This window comes from Marinobacter profundi, assembly GCF_002744715.1.
Taxonomy (GTDB): Bacteria; Pseudomonadota; Gammaproteobacteria; order Pseudomonadales; family Oleiphilaceae; genus Marinobacter; species Marinobacter profundi.
Genome location: NZ_KZ319373.1, coordinates 121409 through 136157, shown reverse-complemented (window position 1 = coordinate 136157; position 14749 = coordinate 121409). Strand labels below are relative to the sequence as shown.

13 protein-coding genes are annotated in these 14749 nt (G+C 60.5%); 8 read left to right on the top strand and 5 right to left on the bottom strand.

From position 1 onward, the window contains the following. Positions 1 to 2 precede the first annotated feature (2 nt). The 3 genes from mreD to CLH61_RS13790 form a co-directional block, all read right to left on the bottom strand. Positions 3 to 479, bottom strand: coding sequence for a rod shape-determining protein MreD (gene mreD / locus CLH61_RS13800; RefSeq protein WP_099615337.1), 477 nt, complete (start codon positions 477 to 479; stop codon positions 3 to 5). Beyond that, positions 479 to 1366, bottom strand: a complete 888-nt coding sequence (gene mreC / locus CLH61_RS13795) for a rod shape-determining protein MreC (RefSeq protein WP_099615336.1) — start codon at positions 1364 to 1366, stop codon at positions 479 to 481. Before mreC ends, mreD begins: the two co-directional genes overlap by 1 nt. A gap of 120 nt (positions 1367 to 1486) precedes the next feature. Beyond that, positions 1487 to 2527, bottom strand: coding sequence for a rod shape-determining protein (locus CLH61_RS13790; RefSeq protein WP_099615418.1), 1041 nt, complete (start codon positions 2525 to 2527; stop codon positions 1487 to 1489). Positions 2528 to 2924: 397 nt separating this feature from the next. Here CLH61_RS13790 and gatC point away from each other — a divergent pair, with 397 nt between their 5' ends. The 3 genes from gatC to gatB are packed head-to-tail and all read left to right on the top strand — an operon-like array spanning position 2925 to position 6194. Continuing rightward, positions 2925 to 3212 (top strand): Asp-tRNA(Asn)/Glu-tRNA(Gln) amidotransferase subunit GatC, encoded by a 288-nt coding sequence (gatC, locus tag CLH61_RS13785; protein ID WP_099615417.1) that lies wholly within the window; start codon positions 2925 to 2927, stop codon positions 3210 to 3212. Positions 3213 to 3262: 50 nt separating this feature from the next. After that, positions 3263 to 4720 (top strand): Asp-tRNA(Asn)/Glu-tRNA(Gln) amidotransferase subunit GatA, encoded by a 1458-nt coding sequence (gatA, locus tag CLH61_RS13780; RefSeq protein WP_099615335.1) that lies wholly within the window; start codon positions 3263 to 3265, stop codon positions 4718 to 4720. Between the two features lie 22 nt (positions 4721 to 4742). Continuing rightward, a complete protein-coding gene (gene gatB, locus CLH61_RS13775; RefSeq protein WP_099615334.1) occupies positions 4743 to 6194 on the top strand; it encodes an Asp-tRNA(Asn)/Glu-tRNA(Gln) amidotransferase subunit GatB in 1452 nt (483 codons plus the stop codon). A gap of 272 nt (positions 6195 to 6466) precedes the next feature. Here the strand turns inward: gatB and CLH61_RS13770 are convergent, their stop codons facing one another. Beyond that, positions 6467 to 7423 carry a LysR family transcriptional regulator gene (locus CLH61_RS13770; RefSeq protein WP_099615333.1) on the bottom strand — a complete coding sequence of 319 codons (957 nt, stop codon included), beginning with the start codon at positions 7421 to 7423 and terminating at the stop codon, positions 6467 to 6469. A gap of 144 nt (positions 7424 to 7567) precedes the next feature. Between CLH61_RS13770 and CLH61_RS13765 the strand changes: the two genes are divergently transcribed. The 3 genes from CLH61_RS13765 to CLH61_RS13755 are packed head-to-tail and all read left to right on the top strand — an operon-like array spanning position 7568 to position 11506. Further along, positions 7568 to 8983, top strand: a complete 1416-nt coding sequence (locus CLH61_RS13765) for an acetyl-CoA carboxylase biotin carboxylase subunit (RefSeq protein ID WP_099615416.1) — start codon at positions 7568 to 7570, stop codon at positions 8981 to 8983. A gap of 36 nt (positions 8984 to 9019) precedes the next feature. After that, positions 9020 to 10822, top strand: a complete 1803-nt coding sequence (oadA, locus tag CLH61_RS13760; protein ID WP_228152648.1) for a sodium-extruding oxaloacetate decarboxylase subunit alpha — start codon at positions 9020 to 9022, stop codon at positions 10820 to 10822. Positions 10823 to 10840: 18 nt separating this feature from the next. Further along, positions 10841 to 11506 (top strand): carbonic anhydrase, encoded by a 666-nt coding sequence (locus CLH61_RS13755; protein ID WP_099615331.1) that lies wholly within the window; start codon positions 10841 to 10843, stop codon positions 11504 to 11506. Between the two features lie 58 nt (positions 11507 to 11564). Here CLH61_RS13755 and rimO read toward each other — a convergent pair whose 3' ends face one another. Further along, positions 11565 to 12911 carry a 30S ribosomal protein S12 methylthiotransferase RimO gene (rimO, locus tag CLH61_RS13750; protein ID WP_099615330.1) on the bottom strand — a complete coding sequence of 449 codons (1347 nt, stop codon included), beginning with the start codon at positions 12909 to 12911 and terminating at the stop codon, positions 11565 to 11567. 310 nt (positions 12912 to 13221) lie between these two features. On the opposite strand from rimO, the gene CLH61_RS13745 reads away from it, so the two are divergent. Both CLH61_RS13745 and cysD read left to right on the top strand, forming a co-directional pair. Continuing rightward, a complete protein-coding gene (locus CLH61_RS13745) occupies positions 13222 to 13623 on the top strand; it encodes a PilZ domain-containing protein (RefSeq protein WP_099615329.1) in 402 nt (133 codons plus the stop codon). A gap of 216 nt (positions 13624 to 13839) precedes the next feature. Then, positions 13840 to 14748, top strand: a complete 909-nt coding sequence (cysD, locus tag CLH61_RS13740) for a sulfate adenylyltransferase subunit CysD (protein WP_099615328.1) — start codon at positions 13840 to 13842, stop codon at positions 14746 to 14748. Position 14749 lies beyond the last annotated feature (1 nt).

Here is a 14749-nt window from a genome sequence, read left to right as displayed (position 1 = left end):
TCCTATCCCAGTTTTCGATTAAGGTTATCCAGCAGGATACACAACGGTGGCCATACCAGCGCGCTGGTCAGTGCCGGCCAGAGGTAACTGAACCCGGTACTGTCCGCCCCCAGTACCTGCTTGATGAAATGAACCAGCATCTGGTTGATCCCCAGAAGCAGGAACACCATCAGGCATTGCTGGGGTATCGGAAACATCCGCAGGCGCTGGTGCACCGTGAGTACCAGGAAGGCCACCAGTGCCATGGCCATGGCATTGACCCCCAGCGGGGTCGACTCCAGCACATCCAGCAGCAGACCGGCACACCACGCCAGCACGATGCCAAACTGCGCCGGGGCGCGGAACGTCCAGTAGAACACCATCAGCCCCAGCCACTCCGGACGGAACTCGAACCAGTCCACCGGAAACAGCGAGATACTCAGCACCAGCGAGACCAGCACGCTGAGAGCAAAAACCGGATAGCTGATCACCGACAGCATCAGTACTCCTCCCCGATAACGGCGTCGGAACCGACGGCGATGCCACTTTCTGCGGGCAGTTCGTCACCGGCATCATCCTGCGGCGAAAACACCACCAGCACCAGTCGGCTCTGGTTAAGCCGGGCCTTGGGGGTCGCCTGGATCTGGACAAAGGGGTCGCCGGGGTCCTTGTGAATGGCGCTGACCTCCGCCACCGGATAACCCCGCGGGAAGCGCCCACCCAGACCGGAACTGACCAGCAGGTCCCCTTCGCGGATGTCCACCGTGTCCGGCACGTACACCAGTTCGAGGATGTCGCTGTCGCCAATGCCCAGCAGGATCGAGCGCAGCCCGTTGCGGACCACTTCCACCGGCACGGCGTGGCTGCTGTCGGAAACCAGCATAACGCGGGAGGTAAAGCTGCTGGATTGCACCACCTGCCCCATCAGGCCGCCGGCATCCAGAATCGCCTGCCCAACCCGGACCCCGTCACGGCTGCCCTTGTTGATGACCACTTCATGGGAATAGGGGTCCGGTGACACACTGACGATTTCCGCCACGATAACCCGGTCGTCGAGCACTTCCGACGAGTTCATCAGCCGTCGCAGTTCATTGTTCTCTGCCGCCAGCGCGGCGTACTTGAGAGCCCGGCGTTCGAGGATCAGTAACCGGGCCTGCAGTGCCTCGTTCTCCTCCACCAGATCATCCCGGGTGGTGAACAGGCCGGATACCCATTCGCTGAAATCCCGCGGGGCATTGCCCAACCAGTACACCGGCGCCAGTACGGTACCCAGCGCACTGCGCACCGGTTCAACGCGGTCCAGGCGGGTATCGGCAACGATCAGACCAACAGAAAGCAGAATGACAAGAAACAACCGGAGCCCGGGAATCGGCCCCTGAACGAAGATGGTTTTAATAGCCCGTCCTCCTGCCGGCCAGCGCCAGGTACAAACGACAACCGCCGCTGTGCCTGGGCACCAGCGGCGGTTGGAAGCGAACGGGTGTCAGGCAACAGCCCTGCGCCACAGTTACCCCTCCTGGGAGAACATTCCGATGCCGCCGCGGTCGATCACTTCCAGCGCCTTGCCGCCACCGCGGGCCACACAGGTCAGCGGGTCTTCGGCAATGATCACCGGCAGGCCGGTCTCTTCGCTGATCAGCTTGTCGAGGCCACGCAGCAGCGCGCCACCGCCGGTCAGCACAATACCGCGCTCGGCAATATCAGAGGCCAGTTCAGGCGGCGACTGCTCCAGCGCACTCTTTACCGTCTGAACGATTTGCGCCAGCGACTCCTGCAGGGCGTCGAGGATTTCCTCGCTGTTCAGGGTGAAGGCCCGGGGCACGCCCTCGGCAAGATTGCGGCCACGGACGTCGATCTCGCGCACATCCAGACCTTCGTAGGCGCAGCCGATTTCGTGCTTGATGCGCTCGGCAGTGGAGTCACCGATCAGGCTGCCGTAGTTGCGACGCACGTAGGTAACGATGGCTTCGTCGAACTTGTCACCCCCCACCCGCACAGACTCGGCGTAGACAATACCGTTCAATGAGATGATGGCGATCTCGGTGGTGCCGCCACCGATATCCACGATCATGGAGCCACTGGCTTCCTCGACCGGCAGGCCGGCACCGATGGCAGCCGCCATCGGCTCTTCGATGAGGAACACCTCACGGGCGCCGGCTCCGAGTGCCGATTCGCGGATGGCCTTCTTCTCCACCTGGGTGGATTTGCTCGGCACGCACACCAGTACCCGCGGGCTCGGTGTAATGAAGCTGTTCTCATGCACTTTATGGATGAAGTGCTGAAGCATTTTCTCGGTAACAACAAAGTCGGCGATCACGCCATCCTTCATCGGTCGGATCGCGGTGATGTTGCCTGGGGTCCGACCCAGCATCCGCTTGGCTTCAGCGCCGACTGCTGCCACCATCTTCTGGGATCCGCTGGTGCGGATGGCCACAACGGACGGTTCGTTCAGGACGATACCCCGGTCGCGGACATAGATAAGAGTATTGGCGGTGCCCAGGTCGATGGACAGGTCGCTGGAGAATAAGCCGCGGAGTTTCTTGATCAACATTGATGTAGTTTCAACCTGAGAGTTGCAGTCGCAGAAATGATGCGGCAACTTTATCAGCGAGCACCCCCACAGGCAAGGCGCGATCAGGGATGGCGCCGGTTCTGTCACATTTCGACAACAGGGATTTGGTCCTGCCCAGCCACATCGAATCTGTTAAGATACGCGTTTATTTTTGAGTCACGTCCGGAGCACAAGCAGCCGGGATGGCGCTGTCCGGAACACGCTGTTAATACATCCGTGTACGCTTGGGCTCCGCCATCCATGGCTCCGCACAGTTCCGGACAGCGCCATCCCGACCGCTCCCGATCTACGGAGAGGGCTTCGAGCAACACGGGCTGACGTGCTGAGTGACGTGCTGTTTTCTTACCAAACTTTCATTTACCTGGGAGGCAATGTGACCATTTCCCGCAAGGACATAGAGAAAGTCGCGGTGCTCGCCCGCATCAAGGTGGACGACGAGCAGGTGGCGGCCCTGGAGAAAGACCTGGGCAACATCCTGGATCTGGTGGACCAGCTGGGCGCGGCCGATACCGATTCGGTGGAACCCATGGCCCACCCGCTGGACGCGGTTCAGCGCCTGCGGCCCGACGTGGTCACCGAGACCAATCAGCGGGAAGCCTTCCAGGCGATCGCGCCGGCTACCGAAGATGGCCTGTACCTGGTACCCAGGGTTATTGAATGAGCCACCGGGTTTACCGGACGATCTGACGAACAGCGATATCAGGACTCAACATGCATAACAAATCCGTAGCAGAGCTTTCCCGCGAGCTGGAGAGCGGCAAGGTTTCCAGCGTGGAGCTGACCCAGCAGTTCCTCGACCGTCTGAAGGCTGAAGACGGCAAGTACAACAGTTTTATTACCATCTCCGAAGAGCAGGCGCTGGCTGAGGCCAGGGCTGCTGATGAGCTGCGCGCAGCTGGCAAGGCCACGGCGTGGACCGGAGTGCCGTTTGCTCACAAGGATATTTTCTGTACCAACGGTATTCGCACCACCTGTGGCTCCAAAATGCTGGAGAATTTTGTGCCGCCTTACGACGCAACGGTAACGGCCAATTTCAAGGCTGCCGGTGCTGTGTGTCTGGGTAAGACCAACATGGACGAGTTCGCCATGGGTTCGTCCAACGAATCCAGTTTCTATGGCGCGGTGACTAACCCCTGGGGTCTGTCCAGCGGTGACAAGCGTGTACCGGGCGGCTCTTCCGGTGGTTCCGCAGCCGCGGTAGCTGCGCGACTGGTGCCGGCGGCAACCGGTACCGATACCGGCGGTTCCATTCGCCAGCCGGCGGCGCTCTGTGGCATTACCGGGCTGAAGCCCACCTACGGCCGGGTATCCCGCTACGGCATGATTGCCTTTGCTTCTTCTCTGGACCAGGGAGGCCCGATGGCCCGCACCGCAGAAGACGCGGCGCTGATGATGAATGTGATGGCGGGCTACGACCCGAAGGATTCCACCTGCATCGACCGCGAGGTGCCGGATTACACCGCCACCCTGAACGAGCCACTGAAAGGCCTGAAGATTGGCCTGCCGAAGGAATACTTCAGCGACCAGCTGTCGCCGGCCATGGAGGAGCAGGTCCGCAACGCCATTCGCGAGTACGAAAAGCTGGGCGCGACCGTAAAGGAGGTCTCCCTGCCCAACGCCAGGCTGGCCATCGCCGCCTACTACGTGATTGCACCGGCAGAGGCTTCCGCCAACCTGTCGCGGTTTGACGGCGTGCGTTACGGCTACCGCTGTGAAGACCCGAAAGACCTGATGGATATGTACACCCGCACCCGGGCAGAAGGTTTCGGAACCGAGGTGAAACGGCGGATTCTGGTGGGCACCTATGCCCTGTCGGCCGGTTACTTTGATGCCTATTACCTGAAGGCGCAGAAGGTTCGCCGCCTGATCCAGCAGGATTTCATCAACGCCTTCAAGGAAGTGGATGTGCTGATGAGCCCGGTGTCACCGACGCCGGCGTTCAAACAGGGTGAGAAGAACACCGACCCGGTATCCATGTACCTGGAAGACGTGTTCACCATCGCCATCAACCTGGCGGGCATTCCGGCCATGTCGGTGCCGGCCGGGCTTGTTGACGGCCTGCCGGTGGGGCTGCAGATTATCGGGGATTACTTCTCCGAAGCCCGCCTGCTGAACGCCGCCCATCAGTTCCAGCAGGTGACCGACTGGCACCAGCGTGAACCCCAATAAGCCCGCACAAGGAGACGAACACATGCAGTGGGATATCGTGATCGGGCTGGAAATTCACGTTCAGCTTGCCACCCAGACCAAGATTTTCTCCGGCTCCAGCATCGCCTTCGGTGCCGAGCCCAACACCCAGGCCAACGCCGTTGACCTGGCCATGCCGGGCACTTTACCTGTCCCCAACGAACAGGCCTTCCGCTATGCGGTGATGTTCGGCCTGGCCACCAACGCGGAAATCGGCCGCCGCTCGGTATTCGAGCGCAAAAACTACTTCTACCCGGACCTTCCCAAGGGCTACCAGACCACCCAGCTGGCCCAGCCGATTGTCGGCCCCGGTTACGTGGACATCGACCTGGCCGACGGCAGCACCAAGCGCGTGCGTATTCACCACGCCCACCTGGAGGAAGACGCCGGTAAATCCCTGCACGAGGATTACCACGGCATGACCGGCATCGACCTGAACCGCGCCGGCACGCCGCTGATCGAAGTGGTTACCGAGCCGGACATGACCAGTGCCGAGGAAGCGGTGGCGTTTGCCAGGAAACTGCACAGCCTGGTCACCTCGCTGGGCATCTGCGACGGCGACATGTCCCAGGGCTCCATGCGCTTTGACGTCAACATCTCCCTGAAGCCGAAAGGCTCGGATACCCTGGGGACGCGCACCGAAACCAAGAACCTGAACTCGTTCCGGTTCATGGAACAGGCCATCGCCCACGAAGTGGAACGGCAGATGGACATCCTGGAAGATGGCGGCGTGATCGTGCAGGAAACCCGCCTGTACAACGGCGACCGGGACGAATCCCGCTCCATGCGCAGCAAGGAAGAAGCCAACGATTACCGCTACTTCCCCTGCCCGGACCTGCTGCCGGTGGAGATCGACGACGCCTTCATTGAAGACGCCCGCGCCCGCCTGCCGGAATTGCCGGATGCCCGCAAGGCCCGCTTCAAGGAGCACTACGGTCTGAACGACTACGACGCCGGCATTCTGTCTGCTGACGCCAGGCTAGCCGCGTTCTTCGAGCAAACCGTCGAGCACGGCAAAGACGCCAAGCTGGCCGCCAACTGGATTCAGGGGGAGTTCTCAGCCCGCCTGAATGCGGAAGAGAAGTCGGTCGCCGAGGCACCGATCACCGGCGCGCAACTGGGCGCCCTGGTCACCCGCATCGCCGATAACACGCTGTCCTCTGCTGGCGCCAAGAAGGTGTTTGAGGCGTTGTGGTCTGGCGAGAACGACGATGTAGACGCCATCATCGAGGCCAAGGGCCTGAAGCAGGTATCTGACACTGGTGCCTTGGAGTCGATGGTCGATGAGGTGCTGGCCGGCATGCCGGATCAGGTTGCGCAGTATCAGCAGGAATCGGATCCGAAGAAGCAGAAGAAGATGCTGGGTGGCTTTATGGGGCCTTTGATGAAGGCCTCCAAGGGCCAGGGTAATCCGAAGCTGTTCAACGAGATTCTTGTTCGCAAGCTTGGTGGTTGATGGTTGCGGGCTTGGATCGAGGCTTCTTACTTCGGCCCTAGCCTGCCTGGCTTTGGGGAAGGGCGGGTTTGGCCCCCCTTCCCAAAAACCGCTACAAGCACATCCATGTGCGCTTGGGCTCCGCCATCCCTGGCTCCGCACATTTTTGGGAAGGGAGCCCAAACCCACCCAACCTGGCTCCTCGGATATAGGCAATAAAACACTCCAGCCAAGGACCTCAGCAGCAAGAACAAGGCTGGAACCAAAACAAGCCTCCGTCGCCAGCCAGTAAGTCAAACGCCATGCGCAGAAAGCCGCCGAAACAACCGCTCAAACTGACCAATATTCTGCTGGATATAATCAATGAACGCCTGCATCGCCGGAGTCGGGTGACGGGCCTGGGGGTAGACTACGCACCAGCTGCGGCGCAGGGGGAAACCCGTGATATCGACCACCCGCAACGAACCCAGCGCCAGTTCGGAAAGCACACTGAGCTTCGGTACCACCGCCACCCCCAGCCCTGCCAGCACCGCATGCTTTACCGCATCGTTTGAACCCAACTCGATGCCCGGCTCCATCTTCAGCCTCTGCTGCTGACAGAAAACCTCCAGCGCCAGACGGCTGCCGGAACCCTGCTCCCTCACCAGCAACTGGCTATCCAGAAACGCCTGCGGGCTCACGCTTTCCAGATCCAGCAACGGATGGCCAGCCGGCACGACTGGTATCAGCTCGTTGTCGAGAAACGGTAACGACGCCAGCGGCCGCTCTGGCGGCACCATACCCATGATGACCAGATCGTCGCTGTTGTCATTCAGCCGCTGCAGGGCGACAGCCCGGTTGACCACGGCGACCGAAACATGGACCTGGGGGTTCAGCTGGAGGAATGAGCGCAGCAGATAGGGCACCACATACTGGGCGGTACTGACCGCGACCAGCCGGAGATCACCGGCCACCCTGCCCTCCAGGGCCGCCAGCCGGTTCTGCACGTCCGCCAGCTCGCGGAACACCGAGCGCACGCAGGCAGCCATTTCCTCCCCCGCTGCGGTGCAGTAGAGCTGCCGCCCCACGTAATCGAACATCGGGGTGCCCAGGGCCTGCTCCAGGTGGCGGACCTGGCTGCTGACCGCGGGCTGGGTCAGGCCGAGCAGCTCTCCAGCGCGACTGTAACTCTTCAGGTCGTAAACCGCCTTGAACACCTGGAGCTGACGGAAGGTCAGCCGGTTGGCGAGTTTCTGGATACTCAGGGGCATGATTTCTCCCGAATCAGGCTATCTATAAGATATTAGTTATATATAAGCGAAATAATATCAATTTTTCGTGATCCGTCATCCCCGTTAACCTTTTCCCACCTTCATTCGGGACGACGAGACGAGGAATCGCCGATGTTGAAGCCCATGCTTAAAAAAGTTCTTATCGCCAACCGTGGCGAGATTGCGGTGCGCATTGTGCGGGCCTGTGCCGAACTGGGGATCCGTTCGGTGGCGATTTATACCGAGCCGGACCGCTACGGCCTGCATGTAAAACGTGCCGACGAAGCCTACTCGCTGGGCGAAGACCCGCTGGCCGGGTATCTGGACCCGGCGCGGATTGTGAATCTCGCGCTGGAAACCGGCTGCGATGCCATCCACCCGGGTTACGGCTTCCTCTCTGAGAACGCCCGCTTCGCCCAGCTGTGTGAACAACATGGGCTGACATTTATCGGCCCCAAGTCCGAGGTTATCCACAAGATGGGCGACAAGACCCAGGCCCGCGACAGCATGCGGGCGGCGGGCGTACCCATCACCCCGGGCTCCGAGGGCAACCTGGCGGATCTGGAAGACGCCCTTAGGCTGGCCAACGAGATTGGTTACCCGGTGATGCTGAAAGCCACCTCCGGTGGTGGTGGCCGGGGTATCCGCCGCTGCGACTCCCCCGAGGAGCTGAAAACCCAGTACCCACGGGTGATTTCCGAGGCCACCAAAGCCTTCGGCTCGGCCGAGGTGTTCATGGAGAAGTGCATCGTCAATCCGCGCCACATCGAGGTACAGATCCTGGCCGACAGCCAGGGCGACGCGGTGCACCTGTTCGAGCGGGACTGCTCTATTCAGCGACGCAACCAGAAACTCATCGAGATTGCCCCCAGCCCGCAACTGACACCGGAGCAACGGCAGTACATCGGCGGCCTGGCAGTCAAGGCAGCCAAGGCGGTGGGTTACGAGAACGCCGGCACCGTGGAGTTCCTGCTCACCGGCAACGAAGTCTACTTCATGGAGATGAATACCCGGGTGCAGGTGGAGCACACCATCACCGAAGCCATCACTGGCGTGGACATCGTGCGGGAACAACTGAGGATTGCCGCCGGCCTGCCGCTGAGTTACCGGCAGGAGGATATCGCCTACCGGGGTTACGCGCTGCAGTTCCGGATCAACGCGGAAGACCCGAAGAACGATTTCCTGCCCAGTTTCGGCCGCATCACCCATTACTACGCCCCCGGCGGCCCGGGAGTGCGGGTGGATACCGCCATCTACACCGGTTACGAGATCCCGCCCTACTACGATTCCATGTGCCTGAAACTGGTGGTCTGGGCGCTGACCTGGGATGAGGTCATCGCCCGTGGCAAACGGGCGCTGGACGACATGCGCCTGCACGGCATCACCACCACCGCCAACTACTACCAGCAGATCCTGGACCACCCGGATTTCCGCAAGGGCATGTTCGACACCAGCTTTGTGCCGAGCCACCCGGAGCTGCTGAACTATTCCACCAAACGTCATCCCAGCGAAATCGCACTGGCCATTGCAGCCACCATTGCGGCCCACGCCGGCTGGTAATCCGCAGGAGGATTGAACATGAGCAACGCAAGCAAGATTGCCAAGAAAATTGAAGTCACCGACGTTATCCTTCGCGATGCGCACCAGTCGCTGATTGCCACCCGCATGCGCACCGAAGACATGCTGCCGATCTGCGACAAGCTCGACCAGGTCGGCTACTGGTCGCTGGAAGTCTGGGGGGGTGCCACCTTTGACGCCTGCGTGCGTTTCCTGAAGGAAGATCCCTGGGAGCGCCTGCGCCAGCTGCGCAAGGCCCTGCCCAACACCCGCCTGCAAATGCTGCTGCGGGGCCAGAACCTGCTGGGCTACCGCCATTACGCCGATGACGTCGTGGAAGCGTTCGTCCAGAAGGCGGCGGACAACGGCATTGACGTGTTCCGGATTTTCGATGCGTTGAACGATCTGCGCAACCTGGAAACCGCCATGAAAGCGGTCAAAAAAGCCGGCAAGCACGCCCAGGGCACCATCTGCTATACCACCAGTCCGGTGCATACCCCCGAACTGTTTGTCCAGCAGGCCCAGGAGCTCAAGGCCATGGGGGCGGACTCCATTGCCATCAAGGACATGGCCGGCCTGCTGACGCCCTACGCCACGTTCGAACTGGTGCGCGCGATCAAGTCCGCGGTGGATCTGCCGCTGGTTATTCACAGCCATGCCACTGCCGGTCTGGCCGCCATGTGCCAGCTCAAGGCCATCGAGGCGGGCGCCGATCGTATTGATACTGCCATTTCATCGTTTGCCAGCGGCACCAGCCATCCGGCTACCGAGTCCCAGGTTGCCGCTCTCAAAGGCACGGAATACGACACCGGCCTGGACCTTGAACTGCTCAGCGAAATTGCCGACTACTTCCACGACGTGCGCAAGAAGTATCACCAGTTCGAGAGCGAATTCACCCGGGAAGACGTATCGGTCCAGATCAACCAGGTGCCGGGCGGCATGATGTCCAACCTGGCCAACCAGCTGAAAGAGCAGAACGCCCTGGACCGGATCCGGGAGGTGTTTGATGAAATCCCCCGGGTACGGGCTGACCTCGGTTATCCGCCACTGGTAACGCCGACCTCGCAGATTGTCGGCACCCAGGCGGTGTATAACGTGCTGGCCGGCCAGCGCTACAAGACCATCACCAATGAGGTGAAACGCTACCTGCAGGGCGGTTACGGCCACCCGCCGGCCGAGGTAAACGGAGACATCCGGAAGAAGGCCATCGGCAACGAGACGGTAAACGAGGGCCGACCCGCCGACCAGCTCAGCCCCGAGCTGAACAGACTACGGGAAGACATTGGTAGCCTGGCGACCAGTGAGGAAGATGTGCTTACCTATGCCATGTTCCCGGACCTCGGGCGCGAGTTCCTCCAGCAGCGCAAGGACGGCACCCTCAAGCCCGAGGAATTGCTGCCGGCGGAACACAAGGGCCGCGACCGGATGGGGACTGCAGTGGCCACCGAGTTCCGCATTGATGTTCATGGCGAAACCTACGAAGTGGCAGTGACCGGCGTCGGTGCCTCGGGCCCCGGCAAGCGCAAGCTCTACCTGTCCCTGGACGGCATGCCCCAGGAAGTGGTGTTCGAATCACTCAATGAGTACGAAGCTGCCACCGGCGGCAGTGGCCGCAAGCGCGCCACTGATCCGGGCCACATCACCACCACCATGCCCGGCAACGTGGTGGATGTACTGGTACAGGAAGGCGATACGGTTACTGCCGGCCAGGCCGTACTGATCACCGAAGCGATGAAGATGGAAACTGAAGTACACACCAGCGTTGACGGCACCGTGCAGGCGGTTTACGTCACCAAAGGTGATCGGGTAACCCCCGGGGAAATTCTGATCGAGATTGCCTGAGCGGCAGGAGGAGAAACCATGGACCACATTGTTCGCGGCGTACTGGATTTTCGCAAGAACGTTTATCCGGAGCACAAAGACCTGTTTGGCGCCCTTGCCGACAGCCAGAATCCCGACGTGCTGTTTTTCACCTGTTCGGATTCCCGAATCGATCCGAACATGGTGACCGGCTCGAACCCGGGGGATCTGTTCATCTGCCGCAATGCCGGCAACGTGATCCCCCCCCACAGCAACGAAACCGGGGGTATGACGGCGTCCATCGAATACGCGGTAGCGGTGCTCAACGTGCGGCACATCATTGTCTGCGGGCACACCGACTGCGGCGCCATCAAGGGCGCACTCAACGTCCCCGCGTTGAAGGGGCTGCCCCACGTCAAGGAATGGCTGGGCCACTGCCGTTCCGCCATGGAGATCGTGCGGGAGCGCCACGGCATCCCCGGCGATGAGCCTCTGGACCCGAAATACCTCAACGAAGCCATTGAGGAAAACGTGCTGCAGCAGGTTCAGCACCTGCGCACCCACCCGGTGGTTGCCGCCAAACTGGCCACCGGGAAAATCGAGATTCACGGCTGGGTGTACGACATCAAGTCAGGCAACATCCGCTGCTGCGGTCGCGACAGCGTTGAGTTCAAGAACTTCAACGAGTATTACGCAGACATCATTACCCGGGTAAGCAAGGACTGAACCTGAAAAAACAAAGCCCCGGATGACCGGGGCTTTGTTGTTCAGGGCATGACCGGGTTTATCGGACCAGTTCGGCCCACAGGTCATGCTCGTCGGCGTGTTCTACCACCGCGCGGACAATCTGGCCCGGCTGCAAGTCGGTCTCGCCATTGAGATACACCATGCCATCAATCTCCGGCGCATCCGCCTTGGAACGACCAATGGCACCTTCCTCGTCCACTTCGTCGATCAGCACATCGATGGTTTTGCCGATCTTCGCCTGCAGGCGAGCGGCAGAGATTTCCGCCTGCTTGGCCATAAAGCGCGCCAGGCGCTCTTCTTTGACCTCCTCCGGCACCGCACCTTCCAGTTCGTTGGCCCTGGCGCCCTCGACCGGGCTGTAGGTGAAGGCGCCCACCCGATCAAGCTGGGCCTCGTCGAGCCAATCCAGCAGGTACTGGAAATCTTCCTCGGTTTCGCCGGGGAAACCCACAATAAAGGTGGAGCGGATAGTGAGCTCGGGGCAAATCTCCCGCCACTTGCGAATACGCTCCAGGGTCTTGCTGTCGTGGGCCGGACGCTTCATGGCCTTGAGTACTTTCGGGCTGGCGTGCTGGAACGGAATATCCAGGTACGGCAGGATCTTGCCCTCGGCCATCAGCGGGATGATGTCGTCCACGTGGGGGTAGGGATAGACATAGTGCAGGCGAACCCACACGCCCATCTCGCCCAGCGCCTCACACAGGGACTGCATCCTGGTTTTCAGGGGCCGGCCCTGCCAGAAGCCGGTGCGGTATTTGATATCCACGCCGTAGGCAGAGGTGTCCTGGGAGATCACCAGCAGTTCCTTGACGCCGGCATCCACCAGGCGCCTGGCTTCATCCATCACGTCGCCGATCGGGCGGCTGACCAGGTCGCCGCGCATGGACGGGATGATGCAGAAGGTGCAACGGTGATTACAGCCCTCGGAGATCTTCAGGTAGGCATAGTGCCGCGGCGTCAGCTTGACGCCCTGGGGAGGCACCAGATCGATAAACGGATCGTGGTCCTTTTTCGGCGGCACGTACTGATGAACCGCACCGACCACTTCCTCATAGGCATGGGGGCCGGACACCGCCAGCACACCGGGATGGGTTTCGCGGATCTTGTCAGCTTCCACACCCATGCACCCGGTTACGATGACCTTGCCGTTTTCACTGATGGCCTCTCCGATGGCATCCAGGGACTCCTGCTTGGCCGCATCAATAAAGCCACAGGTGTTGACCACCACAATGTCGGCATCGTCGTAGGTGGGCACCACTTCATAACCATCGAGCCGCAATTGGGTGAGGATACGCTCGGAATCCACAAGCGCTTTCGGGCAGCCGAGGCTGATAAAACCGACCTTGCCACCGCCGGTGCCGGGAGAAACGGGTTTGTCTGTCATAAACCATCAGGGAGAAGAGTGAATTAGGGGAGGCAGTTTACCTCAGCCGGGGAGCGGTCCGAAACAGCAACGTCCTAAGTAAATGCCGGGTGCGCTGCCGCCCGCCACGGGACATCTGTCACATTTCTGCCACACAACTGCCACCACCGGCCATTAACATGCCCGACCGCACGACAGGTCTCTTGCTGATCAATTTGCAAACAATTAAACTTTCAGTCGTTTACGTTTACTCCGAACATCAGAACATTCCGGATCGATACCCATGGGCAAGGCAGCATACCTACAAACAGAAAATGCCAGGCGAGTCACCATGAAGCCAGTTTCCTCCAAAACCAATCTCAGGAAGCAACAACGAGCGGATGTCTCGATCGAAGTCGCCATCAAGAAATCCGACGGCGATGTGCTTAACTGCAGAACCGCCAACCTGTCCCGCGCCGGCATGATGCTGCTCTGCGACCAGGAAACCGCCAAGAAACTGGTCCCCAGCCAGACCACGCCAGCCCCCGGCGCGTGCATTCCCGTCGCCGCCCGTTTCGCGGTACCCGTGGTTGCCGCCCAGACGGTGGCGGTGGCTGCCGCCGGTCACATCGTGCACTTGCGGCGGATTGCCCGGGACCAGTTCCAGCTGGGTGTTCAGTTCACCGATTTCGAGAATAACGGCTACGATTACGTGGACCAGTTTGTCAGTCGCGTCCTGGCGACGCCGATCTGAATCCACGGCGGACGCCCGCAACCACCGGTCACGCATTGATTATTTTTTGACCAGCCATTTTGCACACCATCCCGGCACACGGCCATTCGTGTGCCGCTATATTATTATGATCTAAAAGTCTAACCAGACTGCTTCTTATGCCCTGACGCCCTCTGTTAAAGTGGAGATCTCCACTCGTACCGGCCGCAAAGGCCAGCAAGGCGACAGCAGGACACGATGACCACTTACAACCTGACCCATCTCAAACAGCTGGAAGCTGAAAGCATCCACATCATCCGGGAAGTTGCCGCCGAGTTCGACAACCCGGTGATGCTCTACTCCATCGGCAAGGACTCCGCGGTCATGTTGCACCTGGCCCGCAAGGCCTTCTATCCGGGCAAGCCGCCGTTCCCGCTGATGCACGTGGACACCACCTGGAAGTTCCGCGACATGATCGAATTCCGCGACAAACAGGTCAGCAAGTACGGTCTCGATCTGATTGTCCACATCAATGAGGATGGTGTGAAACAGGGTATCGGCCCGTTCACCCACGGCAGTGCCAAACACACCGACGTGATGAAAACCCAGGCCCTGAAACAGGCGCTGGACAAGTACAAATTTGATGCGGCCTTCGGCGGCGCCCGCCGCGATGAGGAGAAATCCCGCGCCAAGGAGCGGGTGTACTCGTTCCGCGACCAGTACCACCGCTGGGACCCGAAGAACCAGCGCCCCGAGTTGTGGAACACCTACAACGGCAAGATCAACAAGGGCGAGAGCATCCGGGTCTTCCCGCTGTCCAACTGGACCGAGCTGGACATCTGGCAGTACATCTACCTGGAAAACATCGACATCGTTCCGCTGTACTACTCGGCCGTGCGTCCGGTGGTGGAGCGCGACGGCACCCTGATCATGGTGGATGACGACCGCATGCCCCTTAAAGAGGGCGAAACGCCGATGATGAAATCCATCCGCTTCCGCACCCTCGGCTGCTACCCCCTGACCGGCGCCATTGAGTCCGAGGCCACCACACTGCCGGAAATCATCCAGGAGATGCTGCTGGCCACCAGCTCCGAGCGCCAGGGCCGCGTGATCGACCACGATTCGGCCGGATCCATGGAACAGAAAAAGCGGGAAGGGTATTTCTAAG

Excerpts from the sequence above, each read along its gene's own strand:
- mreD (WP_099615337.1), bottom strand. The coding sequence starts at position 479 with ATGCTGTCGGTGATCAGCTATCCGGTTTTTGCTCTCAGCGTGCTGGTC.
- rimO (WP_099615330.1), bottom strand. The coding sequence starts at position 12,911 with ATGACAGACAAACCCGTTTCTCCCGGCACCGGCGGTGGCAAGGTCGGT.
- cysD (WP_099615328.1), top strand. The coding sequence starts at position 13,840 with ATGACCACTTACAACCTGACCCATCTCAAACAGCTGGAAGCTGAAAGC.
- CLH61_RS13745 (WP_099615329.1), top strand. The coding sequence starts at position 13,222 with ATGAAGCCAGTTTCCTCCAAAACCAATCTCAGGAAGCAACAACGAGCG.
- gatA (WP_099615335.1), top strand. The coding sequence starts at position 3,263 with ATGCATAACAAATCCGTAGCAGAGCTTTCCCGCGAGCTGGAGAGCGGC.
- CLH61_RS13765 (WP_099615416.1), top strand. The coding sequence starts at position 7,568 with ATGCTTAAAAAAGTTCTTATCGCCAACCGTGGCGAGATTGCGGTGCGC.
- gatB (WP_099615334.1), top strand. The coding sequence starts at position 4,743 with ATGCAGTGGGATATCGTGATCGGGCTGGAAATTCACGTTCAGCTTGCC.
- CLH61_RS13770 (WP_099615333.1), bottom strand. The coding sequence starts at position 7,423 with ATGCCCCTGAGTATCCAGAAACTCGCCAACCGGCTGACCTTCCGTCAG.
- CLH61_RS13755 (WP_099615331.1), top strand. The coding sequence starts at position 10,841 with ATGGACCACATTGTTCGCGGCGTACTGGATTTTCGCAAGAACGTTTAT.